The sequence below is a fragment of the Candidatus Glomeribacter gigasporarum BEG34 genome (assembly GCF_000227585.1).
GTDB lineage: Bacteria > Pseudomonadota > Gammaproteobacteria > Burkholderiales > Burkholderiaceae > Glomeribacter > Glomeribacter gigasporarum_B.
Genome location: NZ_CAFB01000052.1, coordinates 14,094 through 31,631 on the forward strand (window position 1 = coordinate 14,094; position 17,538 = coordinate 31,631).

The window sequence follows — 17,538 nt, forward strand, 5'->3', positions numbered from 1 at the left end:
GCTCTAAATGGAGAAGGACGAACCGCAGCCGCACGAAGTCATCGCATTTGGGTTTTTAATCACGAACTGAGCGCCATTGAGATCATCTTTATAATCGATTTCCGCGCCGACCAGATACTGATAGCTCATCGAATCAATCAATAGCTGGACGCCGTTTTTTGCGGTGAATACATAATCTCCAACCGGCTCTTCATCCTCATCCTCCTCATTTTCCTGCTCGCTGTGCGCTTTGTCTTCTTCGTCTTCAAAAGTAAAGCCATATTGGAAACCGGCGCATCCCCCCCCCTGGACAAAAACGCGCAGTTTCAGCTTGGGATTGTCCTCTTCGTCGATCAATTGCTTGATTTTATCCGCCGCGCTATCGGTAAAAGTCAGCAGCGCCGGCCCCGTTTCAACCGTTGAAGAATTGAGTGCTGTATTCATTGCGCTCCCCGGAGAATCTGAAACCGTTATTTTACGGTCATCTGGAAATATGCGCGTTGATTCGCCCGCGCGCTACAATATTGAAGTCTTGGAGGCGTGGCCGAGCGGTTTAAGGCACTGGTCTTGAAAACCAGCGAAGGGAAACCCTTCCGTGAGTTCGAATCTCACCGCCTCCGCCCGCCAGTCATAGATTTCTAACCCGTCTAGGCCATTTGCCGCGCTGTATCTATCCCAAATGGCCATTTTTCGGCATCTGATTTTCCTTCGGTTGCGCCAGCCGCCTTGTCATCCCATATTCCCGCGGCAAGCTTGCCCGCGCATTCCGGCGGCAGGCTTGTCCGGCTAAAAACAGGTTCACGGATACCTGCGCGGCGTTGCGCCTGATAGTCTTTCCAGGCGATCAGCGCATATTTGCTCAGACATGCAACCGCGAACAGATTAATCAGCGCCATAACCGCCATGCTGATATCGGCCATCTGCCAGACCTGCGGCGCAGCGCTTAGACTGCCGACGACAATAATGCCAAGCAGCGCCAGGCGAAAGAGTGCAAGCACGATTTTCTTGCGGCATAAAAGCAAAATATTGCCCTCAGCATAGGCATAGTTGCCAATCAGGGTTGTCCAGGCAAAAAAGAAAATCGCCCAGGTCATAAATAATCCGCCCCAATCGCCTACCGCGCTGGCCAGCGCGCGCTGCGTAAGCGCGGCGCCTTCCATCGATGCGCCTGCGACGTATTGGCCTGAAACTAGAATCATGAAGGCTGTCGCGTTGCATACCACAAGGGTATCGAGGCCCGCCCCAAGCATCTGGAGCAGCCCCTGGTTGACCGGATGGCGGACCGTTGCAATCGCCGCTGCATTTGGCGTGCTTCCCATACCGGCCTCATTTGAAAACAGCCCGCGCCGAACGCCGGTCATCAACGCCTGAGCGAAGGCATAACCGGCCAGCCCGCCGGCGGCCTGCCGTACGCCGAACGCGCTCTTGAAGATCAAACTGATCATCTCCGGCAATACGGATAAATGCTGCCCGACAACGTATGTAGCCAGCATCAGGTACCCGCAGGCCACCGCGGGTACGATGACGCTCATTGCACGGCTGATATAACGTATACCGCCGAATACAATGGGAGCGCTCAGCAAGACCAGCGCGACGCCTGTGAGGCCGCGTTCCCAGCCAAATGTCTGCTGAAATGCATCGGCAATGGAATTCGCCTGAACCGCATTAAACACGAAACCATAAGTGACAATCATCGCCAGCGCGAACAATGCGCTGAGCAAGCGCGAATTCAACCCCATCCGGATGTAATAGGCGGGGCCGCCGCGGAAAGTGCGATCTTTGTGCGGCACTTTGAATATCTGCGCCAGCGTCGATTCGACAAAGGCGATTGACATGCCCAGCAAAGCCGTCACCCACATCCAGAAAATGGCGCCTGGCCCGCCGAGTGTCAGCGCCACCGCAATACCGATGATATTGCCCGTTCCAACCCGGGTTGATAAACCCACAGTCAGCGCCTGAAATGGGGAGATCCCTTCTTGATCCGCTTTTTTCCAGAGCATCGCTACGCTATGCGGCAATGCGCGTATCTGTACACCCGCAAAGCGCAGCGTAAAATATCCGCCTATACCCAGCAGGCATGCGATTAGCGCATAAAACAGCCATCCAGTAAAAAACTCCATATGAGCTCCTACAGAAATAATCCTGGTTACTGATTGAAAGATCGCGACACATTTTAACCAGAAAGTTTATTTCTGCGCTAATGAGCTTGTGGCACATTTGGGCAAATGCCCGCACCAAGCGCGCCTGCGAACCTATATACCACGCACATGACCCAAAACCTATCCATGCTTTCACTGATTTTGAATGCCACCCTGCTTGCACAGGCTGTGATGCTGTTATTGCTCCTCTTTTCAATGGCATCCTGGACCCTGATTTTCAAAAAGGGCGCCATCATTCGCACGGCCCGCGCGCAAACTGAACGTTTTGAACACCATTTCTGGTCAGGCGGCGATCTCCAGACGCTCTACCAGCAGGCGGAAAAGCGCCGCCGCAATGGCGGCGCGCTGGAAAGCATCTTTATTGAAGGAATGCGCGAGTTTTTGAAAGCCAATGACAGCGGCCTCACAGGCCATACGGCGCTCGATGCGGCGCGGCGCTCGATGCGCGCGGCATTTCAGCGCGAAACGGACGCGCTGGAGACCCATCTGGCGACGCTGGCTTCCATTGGCTCAGTCAGTCCGTATATCGGATTATTTGGCACCGTCTGGGGCATCATGAATTCCTTTCGTGGACTCTCCAACGTCCAGCAAGCAACGCTTGCGAATGTCGCGCCTGGAATTGCCGAAGCGCTCGTCGCCACCGCGATGGGTTTATTCGCGGCGATTCCGGCCGTGATTGCCTATAACCGATATATGCACGATATTGACCGCTTGGCAGTCCGCTTTGAAGTCTTTATCGAGGAATTTTTGAATATTCTGCAACGACAAAAACCGGCTCACATCTAGATGTCTCTTTACTCTATTCGTTCCAGTTCGCGCGGCGCGCGCGGCCGACGCATGATGGCCGATATCAATGTGGTGCCCTATATCGATGTGATGCTGGTGCTGCTCGTCATCTTTATGGTGACGGCGCCGCTGATCGCGCCTTCGGTGATTGACTTGCCCAGCGTGAGCCAGATTGCGCCGCAGCAACGCACTCCGCCCGTGGTCATCACCCTCCGCGCGGATGGCGCGCTTTCGGTGCGTAAACGCAGCGGCCGCGGCAGTCTTGAACAGACGATGTCCAAAGCTGAGCTGTCTCTGTTTCTGCGCGCAGAGCAGCAGGCGGCGCCTTCACTGCCGGTGGTCATTGCCGCCGACAAAAATATTCCATACCAGAACGTGATGAACGTCATGGCCGATTTGAAAGCGCAAGGGATTCAGAAGATTGGGTTGCTGGTTCAATCCCGATGAAACGGACTGCGCTTTCCGCTTCCTCTGCCGCGCGGCTTGCGCGCGGGCGCAGCAACCGCCGCGCGCTGCTCTATTCAGCGCTGGTGCACCTCATCCTGTTGATGGCGTTGTTCTATGGGATGCGCTGGACAAATAAACCCTCAGCGGGGGTGGAAGCGCAGTTATGGAGCGCGGCGGACATCGCGCCTTTATCTGAGGAGCAGCGCGCGCCGACGCCCGCTCCTGCTCCCGCGCCACCCGCCCCAGTTCAACCCGCCCCAGTTCAACCCGCCCCTTCTCCGCCTGTGCAGCCCGATCCAGCCGAAATTGCACTCGAGCGCGCGCGGCGGCGTCAGCGAGAAGAAGCGCGGCGGCGCGCGCAGCAGCAGGAACAGGAAAAACAGCGCCTAAGGCAGCAACAGTTGGCTGAACGGCAACGGCAGCAGCAACTGGCCGAGCAGCAACGGCAGGAACAGAAAAAAGCCGAGCAGCGCAAGGCGCTACAGGCACAACAACAGGCACAACAACAGGCACAGCAGCGGGCAGCGCAACAGGCAAAAGAAAAAGCGCAAATTGAGCAGCAGCGGCGCGCGCGTCTGGAAGCGCTTGCGCAGGCCGCAGGCGCAGCGGCGGGCAACGCAGGAAGCGCCGGCTCCGGCGCGGGTGAGAGCAGAGGCATGCAGGGCTCGCCTGGCTATGCGGGCAAGGTACGGCAGCGCGTCAAACCCAATCTGGTTTTTGATACTCAAACGCTCAGCGGAAACCCGCAAACCGTTGTCTCTGTTCAGTGCGCGCCGGACGGCGCGATCCTGAATGCGCATATTGCGCGCTCAAGCGGTTTTCCCGCCTGGGATGATGCCGTGCTGCGCGCGGTGCGAAAATCCGACCCCATGCCGCGGGATACGAATGGCCGCGCGCCGAGCCGTTTTACGATTACATTTCGCCCCAAAGATTAAGAGTGCGCAGGTGATTATGGAGATGAACGGTAAAACTTCAAACTCGCCTGGAGCGAATGCGCAAAGCATCTTCGATGACAATACGGAGTCACTCGAGCTCCGCTGGCTCACAGGCCAAGAAGGCGGGGAGCGAAGCTTCTCGGACGAAACCATCGCCCACGCAACCTCAAGCGCTGATCTGGTCGGACATTTGAATTTGATTCATCCCAACCGGATTCAAGTGCTGGGCGAGGCAGAAATCCTGTACTATCAGCGCCAGTCCGATGAAATGCGTCAGCGTCAGATCGCCGGACTGATTGCGCTTGAGCCGCCGTTTCTGGTGGTCGCTGGCGGCATCGATGCGCCCGCCGATCTGGTATTAAGATGCACGCGCTCATCAACGCCGCTGTTGACGACGCCGCTGCCGGCGGCCACCGTGATCGATCGCCTGCGCTCCTATATTTCACGCATCTTTGCGCCGCGCACGACCCTGCACGGCGTGTTTCTCGATATTCTCGGCATGGGGGTTCTGCTTGCGGGCGAATCCGGTCTTGGCAAAAGCGAGCTGGGGCTTGAATTGATCAGCCGCGGCCACGGCCTCGTCGCGGATGACGCCGTCGATTTTACGTTGCTCGGTCCGGATTTCATTGAAGGGCGCTGCCCGACGCTTCTTCAAAATCTGCTTGAGGTGCGCGGGCTGGGCCTGCTCGACATCAAAACCATCTTTGGCGAGACAGCGGTGCGCCGGAAAATGAAACTCAAACTGGCTGTTCATCTAGTGCGCCGCACCGATGAGAAATTCCAGCGCCTGCCGCTGGCTGAGCAAACGCAAGATGTGCTGGGCGTTGCGGTGCGCTGCGTCACGCTGCAAGTCGCTGCCGGGCGCAATCTCGCCGTTCTTGTCGAGGCCGCGGTCCGCAACACTATTTTGCAACTGCGCGGAATCGATACTTTGCATGATTTTATGGAACGCCAGCGAGAAGCGATGCAGGATAGCGCTTAGAACCTGTTCACGATCTTACTGCGCACCCGTGATACAGGGTCGGGCGGTGCTCGGAATGCTCACATATTTCATATATGCTCCGCTTCCTGCGCTCCGTCCTTCCCTGTCTGACGGGCGCTCGTGACAGATCGTAAACAGGTTCTTAGACACAACCGCGCCGCACGCGCAGCAGATGAATTTGACGCGCTTCGCTGCGCAAAATCTCAAAGACGAGATCGTCAATATGCACCGTTTCGCCGCGGCGTGGCACGCGCCCAAGGCGATGCGTAATAAAGCCGCCTATCGTATCGACCTCGTCATCACTATAATCGGTGCCGAAGACTGGATTAAACTGCGCGATTTCTGTCAGTGCGCGCACTCGAAAATCACCGGCGGACAACTCAACAATATTGCCTGCGCTTTCGTCTAAATCGAATTCGTCCTCAATCTCGCCTACAATTTGTTCAAGCACGTCTTCTATCGTCACTAAACCCGCAACGCCGCCATATTCATCCACAACGATCGCCATATGGTTTCGATGCGCGCGGAAGTCCCGCAATAACACATTTAAATGTTTGGCTTCAGGAATAAAAAAAGGCGCGCGGAGCATGCTGCGCATATCAAAATCGGCCTGCGCATAAAAGCGCAATAACTCCTTCGCAAGCAAAATGCCGATCATATGGTCCCGGTTCCCCTCATAAACGGGATAACGCGAGTGCGCTTTATCCAGAACGAAAGGGATGACGGCCTCCGGCCCGTCTGCAATATTCACCGCATCCATTTGAGCGCGCGGCACCATCACATCGCGCGCACACAAACTGGCAATCTGGAAGACCCCTTCAATCATCGATAAAGATTCGGTATCAATCAGGTTGCGCGCCTGGGCGTCTTTTAGGATTTCAAGCGCTTCATCGCGCGATGCGGGCTTTGAGCGTATGAGTTGAATGAAGCGCTCAAACAGTGAGCGTAATTTTCCGGTTGTCTTTCGGCTCGAAGGGTCATCGTTCATATTCTGTGCAAAACGCTTGCAATCCGATTTTCACTTTTGTAAGATAAAAATAAACCACTTTGACTGCGGGAACCGTTTCAATATCCAAGCGAAAGCTCCATCCTGTCAAGAGAACCCTTATGCATTCCATCCAACAAAAAAATGAATTCGCAGCGCGTTTGCACAACAGTCTGAACAAAAACTCAACCTCTGCCAAAGGCGCAGTAGCGCTGGCGCGTCTTTTCAACGCTCAGCAACCCGATGTGGCTGGAATTTCAGTACAGACTGCGCACAAATGGCTCACAGGCCGCGCAATTCCAGCATACGAGAAAATGAGAGCGCTTGCTGAATGCCTTGACATTGATTTCCAGTGGTTACGTGATGGTGTGTATCCAGTAAGATTGTGAACAGGCTCTTAGAGGGTTAGAGGAAGGGATGCCGTCATTCCCTCTCTTTCGCGCGCTGATAGCCCGCGTGCAGGGCGCTGAATACAGCGCCTGGACGCCCGCTGCCCACTGGATAGCCATCCAGCCGGGTCACTGCAATCATTTCCCGCCCTGCGGAAGTCAGCATAATTTCATCCGCCGCGCGTAATTCCTCCTCCTTGATTGGACGCGCTTCAAATATCAGTTTAGCCTCGCGCGCCAACTCCTCAATCAGCGCATAACGAATGCCTTCCAGAATCAGGTGATTGCGTATTGGGGCAAAGAGCCGCCCTTCTTTTGCAATCCATACATTTGAAGACGCGCCCTCAGTCAGATAACCGTCACGCAATTGGATGGTCTCGCTCGCTTGATGCTCAGCCGCATATTGCGCCATCAACACATTGCCAAGCAGAGAAATCGATTTGATATCGCAATGCAGCCAGCGCGCATCCGGCGCAGTGACTGCTGCAACGCCTTGTTCAAGCGCAGTTTCATCCGGCAGATTCAGCGGCATCGTCATCATAAAAACGGTCGGTGAGACGTTTTCCGGAAAAGCCTGCGCGCGCGGCGCAACGCCGCGCGTGACTTGAATATACACAAGGCAGTGGCCTGTATTTTCAGCGGAATTGGCTGAGATGATCTCATCCACCAATATACGCCAACTGGATGCTTCAAATGGATTTGCAAGCTGGATCTTTGCCAGACTTCGGGCAAAGCGCGCCAAATGCTGCTCCAAACGGAAAGGACGCCGCTGTCTGCCATCCTCCGCCGCGTAAACGGGAATAACTTCATATACACCATCCCCAAGAATGAAACCGCGGTCTAACACGGAAATGCGCGCATTGGAGAGCGGCAGCCATTCGCCATTTAGATACACAATGGATGTGTCCATAACGCGCTCAGTTTTTTTTGCTCTTTTGCTGAAACATGAACCGTACCGAATCCAACAGCCGGCCAAACAGCCCGGCCTGAGAAATATCTTCCAGGACAACGACCGGAAAACGGGTGATTTGCTTGCCATCGACCATGACTTTCACTATACCGGCCTTTTGTCCGCGTGAAACCGGCGCAATCAATGGCTGATTCAGAATGAGTGCGAGCTTGATGTTATTGCTTTCGCCGCGCGGCACCGTCACCATCCGGTCTGCCAGCACTCCGATTTTTACGGCACTGGCCGCCCCTTTATAGATGCGCGGCGTATCTACCGCCTGTTCGCGTGCATAGAGCCGGATCATTTCATATGCTTGATAACCATAATTCAATAGTTTCAGACTGTCCTGCACGCGGTCGCGCTCGCGGCGTTCGCTCACGACCACCGAAACCAAACGCCGCTCCACCTCCGGCATGGCTGGCAATGGCCGTCTTGCGGAAACGGCCAGGCTATAACCCGCCGACTGGGTATGCCCCGTTTTCAGACCGTCCACGCTTGGGTCGAGCCACAGCAGGCGATTCCGGTTTGGCTGGCGGATTTTGTTATAGGTATATTCTTTGATGGAGAAAATCGAATAGTACTCAGGAAAATCCTGCATCAAGCGCGCGCTCAAAATGGCAACATCGCGCGCGCTCGTGTAATGCTGCGGATCCGGCATGCCATTGACATCCGCATAATGCGTATGCGTCATGCCAAGACGCCGCGCGGCGCGGTTCATCATGGCAACGAAATTGGCTTCGCTGCCGCCCAGCAATTCAGCCAATGCAATCGCTGCATCATTGCCGGACTGAACAATCATTCCATACACCAGATCATGCACGCTCACCGCTTTATCCGCTTCAAGGAACATCCGCGATTCGTCGCGTCCAACCCGCCGGATGGATTCGCCTGGAACGACCGTTTGCTCCATTGAGATTCTTTTATCCTTCAGCGCCTGAAAAACCAGATATGAGGTCATCAATTTGGTCAGTGACGCAGGCTCAACCCGTTGTTCCGAATGCGCAGACGCCAATATTTGATGACTGCTTGCATCCACCAGAACCCACGAAGGCGCAAGTACGGCGGGAGGTGGGAGTTGCGCACGTGCAGCGGAGAAAAAAACGAGTGGCGCGGCAACTAGGGCATTTTTCAGTGAAATTGCCCAAGGAGCGAGCGCAAAGACAGTATGGGGATCGATGCGGGCGGAGCAGGTGCCGCCGCGCGCAGCGCGGTGGATGCGACCCCGCAGCGATCCCGAACGCACGGAACGGCGAAACGACGCAGGGCAAACCGCTGAAAAATGCTCTAATACGGCGCCACAAAAAACGGGGCGCTTTAAAAAGGGAAGGAAAAGCATGGTTGGGTAGAAATGAGACACGCCAGAGTATTTTCAGCGAGAAAAATTATTCCTTGGGCAGTTTCCATGAATATTGCAAATCCCGATAAGCCTTTTCTGGAAACATTGCAATCACAGGTTTGAGCGAAGCATCGAGCCAGTGCAGCGTTTCTTTTACCTTGGCTTCTTCCATTGCAATGCAGCCTGCCGTGCCCGTTTCGGGAGTTTTCCACACATGCATGAACATGCACGAACCCGCTTTCTTATCCGGCGACTCCGTATTGTATTGAATCACACTGCCTAAACGGTATTGAGGAATTTCGCGCATCCGTTCGCCTGATTTCCAATCCGGATGCTGAATTTGCGCACGGTCCACAAGCTGGTTGTAATCATTAGAAGCTGGATCATCGACGCATACATGGGTGGCGGCGAGCGCTACATAGGGCATTTTCAGATTCTGTCCAAAATCAGGCTCAAAACCAAAAGCAGGACTGACCGCATAGATTCCCGCGGGCGTGCGTTTATCTCCTTCCATTTTGAGTTTCGGATTTTGACCGCGCTGAAACCCGGCGCCCCATGCCATTCCCTTTGCACCGATCACCACCGGAAAAGAGCCGCCGATGGGCTGCCATACATCTGCGGCATTCTCCCTCTGATAGCGGCGCAGCGTCCCATTGACTGCATTCCAGTGGGGCGTGACCAGCACAATGAGTTGCCTGCTGTCAGTCAATATGCTCGGCGGATTGGATTGCGCATAGAGCGCAATACTTTTTAGAGCGCAGCAGAGCGATACAGCCCCCCTATGATGGAATTCAAGAGGGCACGTTTCAGGTTTTTCATTGGATCCTCCGAAATTACAGCATGTGGTTTTTTTACGACGAAGCTCAAGAGCTGACTTTCGGCGCATGCCAGTAGTCAGTGATGATCCGCTTCAATACATGCAGCTTACGATGAAAAAAATGTCCCGCATCCGGGACCACAATCACGGGCAACTCTTGAGGACGCGCCCAATCATACACAGAGGAAAGAGGAACCACATCATCGCGTTCACCGTGAATGACCAGCGTATTCTCTGGCACATTCGCCACCTTCCAGCGGCTTGTCGCGGTGCCCACGAAGACGAGCCGCTGCGCGGCCATCCCTTGTTGCGCCAGGCGTTGTGCAACATGCGAGAGCACAAAAGCGCCAAATGAGAATCCAGCCAGTATCAGCGGAAGCTGTGCACAGGCAGGCTGTGCGCGCATATGCTCAATCACTGTGAGCAAATCATCCTGTTCTCCCCGGCCATGATCATGTTCTCCCTCGCTTTGCCCGACCCCGCGGAAATTCGCGCGAAACATCCGGTACCCTAGCCGGACAAAGGCGCGCGTGAGTGTATGGACCACTTTATTATCCATCGTGCCGCCCAATAACGGATGCGGATGCGCAACCAGCCCAATCCCTTGCCTTGGCGCTTCCGTATCCTCCACTGCGATCTCAATCTTTCCCGCGGGGCCGTCCAGCAGATATTTTTCTGTATGAGTATTCACGCCCGAACCTGACTGGAGAAATCATTCACTGAGAAATCAGGAACTTCTCCTTTGGCTTGCCCGAAATCCATTTTGGCGCTCTGCCGTGCCCGCTCCAGGTCTCTCCGGTTTTCGAATTTTGATATTTTGCAGCCAATGGCGGTTTCTTTGCAGTGCGCGCGCGTTGCATGGGTCTAAAACCAAGATCCTCAGCCTTCAACGTATAAAGGGCAATTTTTCTTTAATTTCTTGGATCACTTCCGCGATCTCTTGCTGCCTCATTTCTTCCGCCTGAGCTTGCAGACTGGCGATTTGAGCTTGTAAATCCTGATAATTAGGCATAGATCAATTTTTTCTCAAGTTAAAAACCCTCTTCTCTGCCTCCGCTGCTCCATTCTGAATAAGGTAAAGAAACGTTCGACAGAGGGAGATACAAAAAGACCGCATAGAGAATGACCGTCGGCCATCTCTATCACTGATCAACCAAATAGATTATAAAAGAGAAAGGGAATAAAAAAACATTTGTATGAGGCCAATCTATTATGGTAAAGATTTATTCCAACGCTTATCCTGAAATGGGCCTGACAAGCCAAGAGGCGAAGCGCCGCATGGAATATGAAGGGCCGAATGAAATTGCCGAAAAACATCCTTCTGCGGCCTTGCGCCTGGCGCGGAAATTCTGGGGGCCGTCCGCGTGGATGGTTGAGGTAATTGCGCTCGTCTCCTTGATTCTGCATAAACGCGCAGATTTAAGCGTTGCGCTGTTATTGCTCGGCATGAACGCAATCTTCAGCTTTTCTCAGGAGCAACGCGCAACATCGGCGATTGCTGCGCTGCGCCAGAAGCTGAATCTCAAAGCGCGCGCGCTGCGGGACGGGCGCTGGCAGACCGTGCCGACGCGCACCCTGGTCAAGGGCGATATCGTGCGCGTGCGCGCGGGCGATTTTGTCCCTGCGGATATGCAATTATTTGAGGGCGTCGTACAGGTCGATCAATCCGCGCTCACAGGCGAGACGCACGAAATTGATAAAGGGCATGATGACGTACTGCATTCCGGCTCGACGGTCCGGCACGGCGAAGCGAGCGGCGTCGTCATTGCAACGGGGACGCACACCTATTTTGGCCGCACCGTACAATTGGTCGAAAGCGCGCGCCCGAAACTGCACTCTGAGGCGGTCATCACCCGTCTGGTCAAATGGATGTGCGCGATTGTCGGTGCGCTGGTTGCAACGACATGGGTGGTATCGCAAGCGCGCGGGATTGCGCCGTCTGAAACGCTGCCGATTGCGCTGGTTCTGATGATGGGCGCGGTACCCGTCGCATTGCCAGCAATGCTGACCGCAAGCATGGCCATTAGCTCAATCGCGCTGGCGCGGCGCGGTGTGCTGATCACGCGCCTGAACGCGGTTGAGGACGCGGCCACGATGGATGTACTGTGCGCGGACAAAACGGGCACTTTGACGATGAACCGGCTCTCATTCGGCGGCATTGCGCCGCAGCCGGGATTTGATTCGGAAGATGTCATCCGCGCTGGCGCGCTGGCCTCCAACGCGGCCAACGCCGACCCGATTGACCGCGCCTTTTTGCAGGAAGCCAGCGCCCGCGGCATTCTGGAAAAAACGGCTAAACCGCGCTCCTTCAAGCCTTTTTCCGCGACGACCCGCCACACGCGCGCCGTTGTCGAGATCGATGGCCGCGCCGTGCATGCAGTTAAAGGGGCGTTGCGCACCGTTGCCAAAGCCGCGGGCCTTGACCGCGCAGCCATCGCCGCGCTTGAAGCGCGCGCTGAACAAGCCGCGCGTCAAGGGATGCGCGCCCTTGCCGTGGCGCGCGCAGAGGATGACCAGCCCTTACAGCTCGTCGGCCTTGCCTTCCTGTACGATGCGCCGCGCCCGGATGCACAGCATTTAATTGACAAATTGCGCGCGCTTGGCATTCAAATCAAGATGCTCACCGGCGATGCCTTGATTGTTGCGCGCGAAATCGCACGCATGCTGGGTTTGCACAAGATTCTGCGCGCTCCGAAATGGCGCGCGATGCAGCAGGAAGCGCATGCGCGCGCGGAAAATCTGGCAAACTGCGCGGACGGTTTCGCTGAAGTCTATCCGGAAGACAAATTCCAGATCGTGCAAAGCCTGCAAGCGGCCGGACATATCGTTGGGATGACGGGCGATGGCGTGAACGATGCGCCCGCGCTGCGCCAGGCGGAAGTCGGCATTGCCGTGCGCGGCGCATCCGATGTGGCCAAAGGCGCAGCAAGCGTTGTCCTAACGGCTGAAGGCCTGGCTGGAATAATCGACCTGATTCGGCATGGACGCGCGATTCACCAGCGCGTGCTCACGTGGATCATCAATAAAATCAGCCGCACCACATTAAAAGCGGGCTTTGTAGTGGTCGTTTTTCTGGTCACCGGAAAGTTTGCGATTTCCGCGCTGGCGATGATCCTGCTGGTTTTAATGACGGATTTTGTCCAGATTACGATGGCCACAGATCGCGTGGATGCGCCGCCCGAACCGCAGACGTGGGAAATTACGCCGTTTGCGCGCGTCGCGCTCGCGCTCGGCGGGCTGATGCTGATTGAAGCGCTCGCTCTGCTGGCATTCGGCTGGCATCATTTTGGATTGGCCGGACAAGTGGCACGTTTACAAACTTTTACGTTCCAGACTTTATTGTTTTTCGGTTTATTTTCCATCCTGTCGGTTCGCGAGCGGCGCGCGTTCTGGACTTCCCGGCCGAGCGCGCCGTTTGCCGCTGCAATCGCAATCGATGCTTGCGCAGGCCTGTGGATTGGGATATACGGCCTGGGCAGACTCCATCCATTGCCGCTCGCGCAAAGCGCCTTGATCTTCAGCTATGCAGGCTTCTGCACGCTTGGTTTGAATGATTTTGTCAAAATCGCTCTGATTGCGCGCTGCTCAGCGTAATAGTGTATGCATGTCCTAGAGCATTTTTCAGTCGATTTGCCACTGGCGCGAGCGCGAAGACAGTATGGGGATCGATGCGGGCGGAGCAGGTCTCCATCGCGTAGCGATGGAGGCGACCCCGCAGCGATCCCGAATACACAGAACGGCGAAGCGACACAGGGAAAATCACTGCAAAATGCTCTAGCGTTTCCATGAGCGGCCACGGCTCCTGATCATGTCAGAACGGTGATCATCGTAGCTTGCGCGGCGAGATACGCTTCAAGCAAGGTTAAGGCGGCTGACTTGGGATCAGCGGTCTCTCTGGATGCCGTCAGATACGCGCACCGAATCGCCTGGCACAGCGCTCCGTTTGCCGTCGAGTGCAAAAATGCTTCGTCTTTGTGCATGTTGTGCTCCAAGTTCAATCCAGTTGTTCTTTCTTAACTCATGCGTGCTTCTGCTGATTAGCCGTAGTCATCCATTCTTCGAAACCTTGGCTCCCCCTAAGCTTGTTCACGATATTCACGACGCAAGATTTGCAGATGGCCGACCCCTTTGGAGTGGTCAATGCGAAAGCAGCCATCTGACATTGACTTTCCCATTTATCGCCTTCTTCGGCGGAATGGGTGCAAAAGTCGCAGTACCCCCTCACCTTGCGCATTACGCCACTTCCTGTGTCTGAGGGAAACTCGCAGCCCGAACAATAGGGTTGGCCACTCTTACATAACCATTTTCATGATCAGAAAGGAGTTCCCATTGAAACTTGATAGACCACTTCAGCATGAGCTGTTGCAAACACTCGCTGATACCTATCCCGAAGATAGGTCGTCCGAGTCTTGGGACTCGCTTGTGAATCGGTATAGCTACGACAGTGTTCGGGTAAATATCTTTTATCTGCATGAACATGGACTCGTTGATTGGAGAGTCGGCGAAGCGGGCTTTACCCTTCGGGCCACTCACGAGGGGATGGATTTTTTGTCGGACGATGGCGGCCTTGCAGCCATCCTCAACGTGTTGACGATTCGCTTTCATGACGACACCCTCAAAGCCATGATCGGTCAGAAGATTCAGGAAGCCGATCTAGACCCCGCCGATAAGCGCAAATTCGTTGATGCGCTTCGAGCGCTGCCCGCCGACGCCACAAAACACCTAGCGATGAAACTACTGGATTGTCACGTAGCCGTTCACGAACACAATGGAATCGATGCGGAAATAAGGCGTCTGCATCACGCCGCCTCCTGCGCCGAAGAGGGTGGGAGTTGCGTGGGAGCCGTGCGTAGATAGGTCCAGTCAACACGGTCATTCAGTTCTTCGCAACGTACTTCTCCATTTGTAAGGCGCTCAATGCAAGGACAGTGTTCAGGCGGAACTCGGCCTGCTGCTCGCCACTGCTGCACGACTTGATAACCGCTCAAATTGAGAGCATGCGCTGCCCTAGTAAGGCTGCCAAAGTATTTAATGATTTTTTCGATCCCATTCATGCGCACAAGTTTACACAAGAAAAATTAGTATTGCAAGAAATTCCTGCAATGACACAAGTAAAACTAGCGCATATGATTTATACCTAAGACACGCAGGTTTTCAGGGTGCCCTATCCACTGCAAGCGGTACCTCAGTCGTTTTTGAGGAGGTGCACCTTCAGAGCCAAGCGCAATGGGTATAACTCTATGAGTATTCATCACAGAATCCGACAGCGTCGTGAACAGTTAGGCTTTTCAATGCAGGCGCTTGCTAAACTTATTCCGGTACAGGCTTGGCAAACGATTCAGCAATGGGAAAGAGAAGGTGGAACTGCGCCTAAAAGAGAACGCTTAAAAGCAGTGGCAAAAGCATTACAAACATCTGAAAGATGGCTCTTGTTTGGAGATCAAGACGCGAAAAGTGTAAAGCACGATAAAATTAGCCCGAGCGAGAAGCGCCAGCTTGTCCAAGAAGCGCAGCAAACATGACCTTTTAGTGTCTCGTCTCATGACATTGATTGCTTGTCACCTGAAGCTAAACAGCGATTAGATGATCTTGTACGAGGTTTTATCGAGGGCGCTGCTTCTGTTAAAAGCTATGCTGAAGTTTTTAGAGGATCAAAGCTTTCCCATGCAGATAATCTTGAAGCAGTGGTACAGATAGAAACGCCAGGCGGTAGAGTTATTGAGCACATGCCGCAAATCCAGCACAATAGGCATTCATCATACCAAAAAAACAGGGTAAATCTTAGAGATAAGGATGTAGGCTGCGTAATTCGGGAGGCTGAATGGGATTGTTAACTCCTTTGTTTTTCTTCCTTTTAGTGAAAGGATAATGAAGATTTTAATTGCTCTGTTTTTCTTCTTTTTGGTGGCAATATTATATGAATTACGGAAGGAGAAAAAGAGAAAAAATCGAATAGTTAAAATAAAAGCTATTATTAATAGCCATGCCAAAGAATTAGCTATTCAGAGAAATCAGCGTACTATAAGAAAAAGATATGGATTAATAGATGACACAGCATGGCAAAAAGAAATTGGCTTTTTCATTCTAGAAGTGATGCAGCCTGCTATTGGAAAGTTGGAGCCTTTATCATGGGACTACCGTGAAACAGTAGCTCTCATTAATAAGATAACTGCTGCCGTTCCCGTCATTATGCCTCAATATTCGGAGGATATTTCCCCTATTGAATATGAGCAGCTTGTTGCCAAAGTATTGACGGAGTACGGATGGGATGCACGCCAGACTACCGCAACCGGCGACCAAGGCATTGATGTAGTTGCTCAAAAGCAGGGTATTAAAGTCGTTATTCAATGCAAACTCTATTCGCAGCCAGTTGGTAATGCAGCGGTACAAGAAGTTATTGCAGGAAAGGTCTTTGAACAAGCCGATCTCGCAGTGGTCGTTTCCAATGCTACATTTACCAAATCCGCTCGGCAGCTCGCGACATCTGCGGGTGTGCTGCTTCTGCATCACGAGCAACTGAGCGAATTAGAAGATATGAGTAAATCCGCTTTATCGGAAAAAACGTCGGAGGATTCCAGTGAAGAGCCTACTGACTACGCGAGGGCTGCAAATCTCGCCAAAAATGATTTACTAGTGTGAAAAATCAGTCATGACTCAAGCCAACGCTGGAAAATCGGGTTGTCCCTAAAGGATTGATTCTGAACCCTGTGACATTTCTACGGATGGGTTGATAAACAGCGGGATACGCAATAGGGGTAAAAGGCTGTTCGCGTTTGAAAATTTGCTGCGCTTTGAGGTAAAGCGCGGTACGCTGAGCGATATCGGTCGTCTGCACCGCTTGTCGGATTAAAATTTCAAAAGGTTCATAGCACCATTTTGAGAGATTAAAACTCTTCAGGTTGCGGCAACTGAGATTACCCAACCAATTATCAGGATCGCCGTTATACGCCAAGCCGCCGATCAGTATGGTATCGTGCTCACCGTCAAATGCTCTTTTTAAATACTCGCCCCACTCGTAAAAAACAATTTTCGCCGTGAGGCCGATTTTCTCCCAATCAGCCTGAATCATTTGCGCCATCAGCCTAGGATTTGGATTGTAGGGCCGCTCTACCGGCGTCGCCCAGAGTGAAAGAGTAAAACCATTCGGATAACCGGCCCGCGCCAATAATTTCTTTGCTTGTTCTAAATCACGCGGCGCGTCTTGCAGTGTTTTATCGTAAGACCATTGCAACGGCGGCATCGGAGCGATGGCGATTTGCGCATGACCTTCATAGACGGCATCGATCATCGCTTTTTTATTGATCGCCATATCCAGCGCACGCCGCACCCGCACATCATTCAGTGGTTTATGCGTCACGTTGTACGCCAGATACCCCATATTAAAGCCTGGCTGGCTGAATACCTGAAGATTGGGGTCAGCCTCAAGTCCAGCAATATCCACTGAACGCGGATAGCTCATGACCTGGCACTCATTCGCTTTGAACTTTTGCACACGCACTGCCGCATCCGGCGTAATGGTAAAGATCAAATGGGATAGCTGCACATCGTTGGGTTTCCAATACTCAGGATTGCCTTTGAAGCGAATCGTGGCGTCCTTGACATATTTTTGAAAAATAAAAGGGCCAGTACCAACGGGCTTCCAGTTGATTTCAGATGCTTTGCCTGCCTTGAGTAATTGAGCGGCGTATTCAGCGGACAGAACAGATGCAGACGGGTCTGTTAAATTGACCAGAAACGGGGCATTGGCTGAACTCAGTATAAAGCGTACCGTATG

20 protein-coding genes, 1 tRNA gene and 1 pseudogene are annotated in these 17,538 nt (G+C 53.5%); 11 read left to right on the forward strand and 11 right to left on the reverse strand.

What is annotated here, in order from left to right; translation table 11 throughout:
- Window positions 1-3 precede the first annotated feature (3 nt).
- The gene (gene erpA, locus CAGGBEG34_RS07060) at window positions 4-423 is read right to left on the reverse strand and encodes an iron-sulfur cluster insertion protein ErpA (protein ID WP_006683058.1); all 420 of its coding nucleotides are present in this window, start codon (window positions 421-423) and stop codon (window positions 4-6) included.
- A 90-nt stretch (window positions 424-513) separates the two neighbouring features.
- Here erpA and CAGGBEG34_RS07065 point away from each other — a divergent pair.
- Window positions 514-599, forward strand: a tRNA-Ser gene (locus tag CAGGBEG34_RS07065).
- 27 nt (window positions 600-626) lie between these two features.
- Here CAGGBEG34_RS07065 and CAGGBEG34_RS07070 read toward each other — a convergent pair.
- Complete coding sequence (locus tag CAGGBEG34_RS07070) at window positions 627-2,099, reverse strand: alanine/glycine:cation symporter family protein (protein ID WP_006683059.1); 1,473 nt, start codon at window positions 2,097-2,099, stop codon at window positions 627-629.
- A 147-nt stretch (window positions 2,100-2,246) separates the two neighbouring features.
- Between CAGGBEG34_RS07070 and tolQ the strand changes: the two genes are divergently transcribed.
- Genes tolQ through hprK form a run of 4 tightly spaced genes read left to right on the forward strand, consistent with a single transcriptional unit; the run spans window position 2,247 to window position 5,288 of the window.
- The gene (gene tolQ / locus CAGGBEG34_RS07075; RefSeq protein ID WP_420885895.1) at window positions 2,247-2,924 is read left to right on the forward strand and encodes a protein TolQ; all 678 of its coding nucleotides are present in this window, start codon (window positions 2,247-2,249) and stop codon (window positions 2,922-2,924) included.
- Window positions 2,925-3,371: a protein TolR gene (gene tolR / locus CAGGBEG34_RS07080; protein ID WP_006683061.1), complete on the forward strand. Its 447-nt coding sequence runs from the start codon at window positions 2,925-2,927 to the stop codon at window positions 3,369-3,371.
- A complete protein-coding gene (tolA, locus tag CAGGBEG34_RS07085) occupies window positions 3,368-4,306 on the forward strand; it encodes a cell envelope integrity protein TolA (protein ID WP_006683062.1) in 939 nt (312 codons plus the stop codon). Before tolR ends, tolA begins: the two co-directional genes overlap by 4 nt.
- Before the next feature lie 22 nt (window positions 4,307-4,328).
- Entirely contained in the window at window positions 4,329-5,288 is a 960-nt protein-coding gene (hprK, locus tag CAGGBEG34_RS07090; RefSeq protein WP_042688315.1) for an HPr(Ser) kinase/phosphatase, read from the forward strand.
- 142 nt (window positions 5,289-5,430) lie between these two features.
- Here hprK and CAGGBEG34_RS07095 read toward each other — a convergent pair whose 3' ends face one another.
- Window positions 5,431-6,276, reverse strand: coding sequence for an HlyC/CorC family transporter (locus tag CAGGBEG34_RS07095; RefSeq protein WP_006683064.1), 846 nt, complete (start codon window positions 6,274-6,276; stop codon window positions 5,431-5,433).
- A 119-nt stretch (window positions 6,277-6,395) separates the two neighbouring features.
- Between CAGGBEG34_RS07095 and CAGGBEG34_RS07100 the strand changes: the two genes are divergently transcribed.
- Window positions 6,396-6,662, forward strand: a complete 267-nt coding sequence (locus tag CAGGBEG34_RS07100) for a helix-turn-helix domain-containing protein (RefSeq protein WP_006683065.1) — start codon at window positions 6,396-6,398, stop codon at window positions 6,660-6,662.
- 34 nt (window positions 6,663-6,696) lie between these two features.
- Here CAGGBEG34_RS07100 and CAGGBEG34_RS07105 read toward each other — a convergent pair whose 3' ends face one another.
- The 5 genes and pseudogenes from CAGGBEG34_RS07105 to CAGGBEG34_RS07125 all read right to left on the reverse strand — a co-directional run bounded on the left by CAGGBEG34_RS07105 (window position 6,697) and on the right by CAGGBEG34_RS07125 (window position 10,776).
- Window positions 6,697-7,572, reverse strand: a complete 876-nt coding sequence (locus tag CAGGBEG34_RS07105; RefSeq protein WP_006683066.1) for a D-amino acid aminotransferase — start codon at window positions 7,570-7,572, stop codon at window positions 6,697-6,699.
- A 7-nt stretch (window positions 7,573-7,579) separates the two neighbouring features.
- On the reverse strand, window positions 7,580-8,788 hold the full coding sequence (locus CAGGBEG34_RS07110; protein ID WP_042688317.1) for a D-alanyl-D-alanine carboxypeptidase family protein: 1,209 nt from the start codon (window positions 8,786-8,788) through the stop codon (window positions 7,580-7,582).
- A gap of 205 nt (window positions 8,789-8,993) precedes the next feature.
- A complete protein-coding gene (locus CAGGBEG34_RS07115) occupies window positions 8,994-9,656 on the reverse strand; it encodes a L,D-transpeptidase family protein (protein ID WP_050009355.1) in 663 nt (220 codons plus the stop codon).
- A 154-nt stretch (window positions 9,657-9,810) separates the two neighbouring features.
- A complete protein-coding gene (locus tag CAGGBEG34_RS07120) occupies window positions 9,811-10,455 on the reverse strand; it encodes an alpha/beta hydrolase (protein ID WP_006683069.1) in 645 nt (214 codons plus the stop codon).
- Between the two features lie 25 nt (window positions 10,456-10,480).
- Window positions 10,481-10,776 (reverse strand): annotated as a pseudogene (locus CAGGBEG34_RS07125) (H-NS histone family protein).
- A 233-nt stretch (window positions 10,777-11,009) separates the two neighbouring features.
- Here CAGGBEG34_RS07125 and CAGGBEG34_RS07130 point away from each other — a divergent pair.
- Together CAGGBEG34_RS07130 and CAGGBEG34_RS10265 are read left to right on the forward strand one after the other, a co-directional pair.
- Window positions 11,010-13,358: a plasma-membrane proton-efflux P-type ATPase gene (locus CAGGBEG34_RS07130; protein ID WP_006683070.1), complete on the forward strand. Its 2,349-nt coding sequence runs from the start codon at window positions 11,010-11,012 to the stop codon at window positions 13,356-13,358.
- Window positions 13,359-13,364: 6 nt separating this feature from the next.
- Entirely contained in the window at window positions 13,365-13,553 is a 189-nt protein-coding gene (locus tag CAGGBEG34_RS10265; RefSeq protein WP_081463788.1) for a hypothetical protein, read from the forward strand.
- A 17-nt stretch (window positions 13,554-13,570) separates the two neighbouring features.
- Here CAGGBEG34_RS10265 and CAGGBEG34_RS11110 read toward each other — a convergent pair whose 3' ends face one another.
- Window positions 13,571-13,744, reverse strand: a complete 174-nt coding sequence (locus CAGGBEG34_RS11110) for a hypothetical protein (RefSeq protein ID WP_158641829.1) — start codon at window positions 13,742-13,744, stop codon at window positions 13,571-13,573.
- A 349-nt stretch (window positions 13,745-14,093) separates the two neighbouring features.
- Between CAGGBEG34_RS11110 and CAGGBEG34_RS11115 the strand changes: the two genes are divergently transcribed.
- A complete protein-coding gene (locus CAGGBEG34_RS11115) occupies window positions 14,094-14,621 on the forward strand; it encodes a hypothetical protein (RefSeq protein ID WP_006683071.1) in 528 nt (175 codons plus the stop codon).
- Here CAGGBEG34_RS11115 and CAGGBEG34_RS12210 read toward each other — a convergent pair.
- Window positions 14,564-14,818: a transcriptional regulator gene (locus tag CAGGBEG34_RS12210; protein ID WP_081463790.1), complete on the reverse strand. Its 255-nt coding sequence runs from the start codon at window positions 14,816-14,818 to the stop codon at window positions 14,564-14,566. The genes CAGGBEG34_RS11115 and CAGGBEG34_RS12210 overlap by 58 nt on opposite strands.
- Window positions 14,819-15,004: 186 nt before the next feature.
- Between CAGGBEG34_RS12210 and CAGGBEG34_RS07145 the strand changes: the two genes are divergently transcribed.
- Window positions 15,005-15,286 carry a helix-turn-helix domain-containing protein gene (locus tag CAGGBEG34_RS07145; protein WP_081463791.1) on the forward strand — a complete coding sequence of 94 codons (282 nt, stop codon included), beginning with the start codon at window positions 15,005-15,007 and terminating at the stop codon, window positions 15,284-15,286.
- Window positions 15,287-15,632: 346 nt separating this feature from the next.
- The gene (locus CAGGBEG34_RS07150) at window positions 15,633-16,403 is read left to right on the forward strand and encodes a restriction endonuclease (protein ID WP_006683072.1); all 771 of its coding nucleotides are present in this window, start codon (window positions 15,633-15,635) and stop codon (window positions 16,401-16,403) included.
- A gap of 4 nt (window positions 16,404-16,407) precedes the next feature.
- On the opposite strand, the gene CAGGBEG34_RS07155 is transcribed toward CAGGBEG34_RS07150, so the two are convergent.
- Window positions 16,408-17,538: ABC transporter substrate-binding protein (locus CAGGBEG34_RS07155; protein WP_042688313.1), on the reverse strand; the 1,131-nt coding region annotated here is incomplete at its 5' end.

Excerpts from the sequence above, each read along its gene's own strand:
- CAGGBEG34_RS07105 (WP_006683066.1), bottom strand. The coding sequence starts at position 7,572 with ATGGACACATCCATTGTGTATCTAAATGGCGAATGGCTGCCGCTCTCC.
- tolR (WP_006683061.1), top strand. The coding sequence starts at position 2,925 with ATGTCTCTTTACTCTATTCGTTCCAGTTCGCGCGGCGCGCGCGGCCGA.
- hprK (WP_042688315.1), top strand. The coding sequence starts at position 4,329 with ATGAACGGTAAAACTTCAAACTCGCCTGGAGCGAATGCGCAAAGCATC.
- tolQ (WP_420885895.1), top strand. The coding sequence starts at position 2,247 with ATGACCCAAAACCTATCCATGCTTTCACTGATTTTGAATGCCACCCTG.
- CAGGBEG34_RS07100 (WP_006683065.1), top strand. The coding sequence starts at position 6,396 with ATGCATTCCATCCAACAAAAAAATGAATTCGCAGCGCGTTTGCACAAC.
- CAGGBEG34_RS12210 (WP_081463790.1), bottom strand. The coding sequence starts at position 14,818 with ATGAATGGGATCGAAAAAATCATTAAATACTTTGGCAGCCTTACTAGG.
- CAGGBEG34_RS07145 (WP_081463791.1), top strand. The coding sequence starts at position 15,005 with ATGAGTATTCATCACAGAATCCGACAGCGTCGTGAACAGTTAGGCTTT.
- CAGGBEG34_RS07150 (WP_006683072.1), top strand. The coding sequence starts at position 15,633 with ATGAAGATTTTAATTGCTCTGTTTTTCTTCTTTTTGGTGGCAATATTA.
- CAGGBEG34_RS10265 (WP_081463788.1), top strand. The coding sequence starts at position 13,365 with ATGCATGTCCTAGAGCATTTTTCAGTCGATTTGCCACTGGCGCGAGCG.
- erpA (WP_006683058.1), bottom strand. The coding sequence starts at position 423 with ATGAATACAGCACTCAATTCTTCAACGGTTGAAACGGGGCCGGCGCTG.
- tolA (WP_006683062.1), top strand. The coding sequence starts at position 3,368 with ATGAAACGGACTGCGCTTTCCGCTTCCTCTGCCGCGCGGCTTGCGCGC.
- CAGGBEG34_RS07095 (WP_006683064.1), bottom strand. The coding sequence starts at position 6,276 with ATGAACGATGACCCTTCGAGCCGAAAGACAACCGGAAAATTACGCTCA.
- CAGGBEG34_RS07070 (WP_006683059.1), bottom strand. The coding sequence starts at position 2,099 with ATGGAGTTTTTTACTGGATGGCTGTTTTATGCGCTAATCGCATGCCTG.
- CAGGBEG34_RS11110 (WP_158641829.1), bottom strand. The coding sequence starts at position 13,744 with ATGCACAAAGACGAAGCATTTTTGCACTCGACGGCAAACGGAGCGCTG.
- CAGGBEG34_RS07130 (WP_006683070.1), top strand. The coding sequence starts at position 11,010 with ATGGGCCTGACAAGCCAAGAGGCGAAGCGCCGCATGGAATATGAAGGG.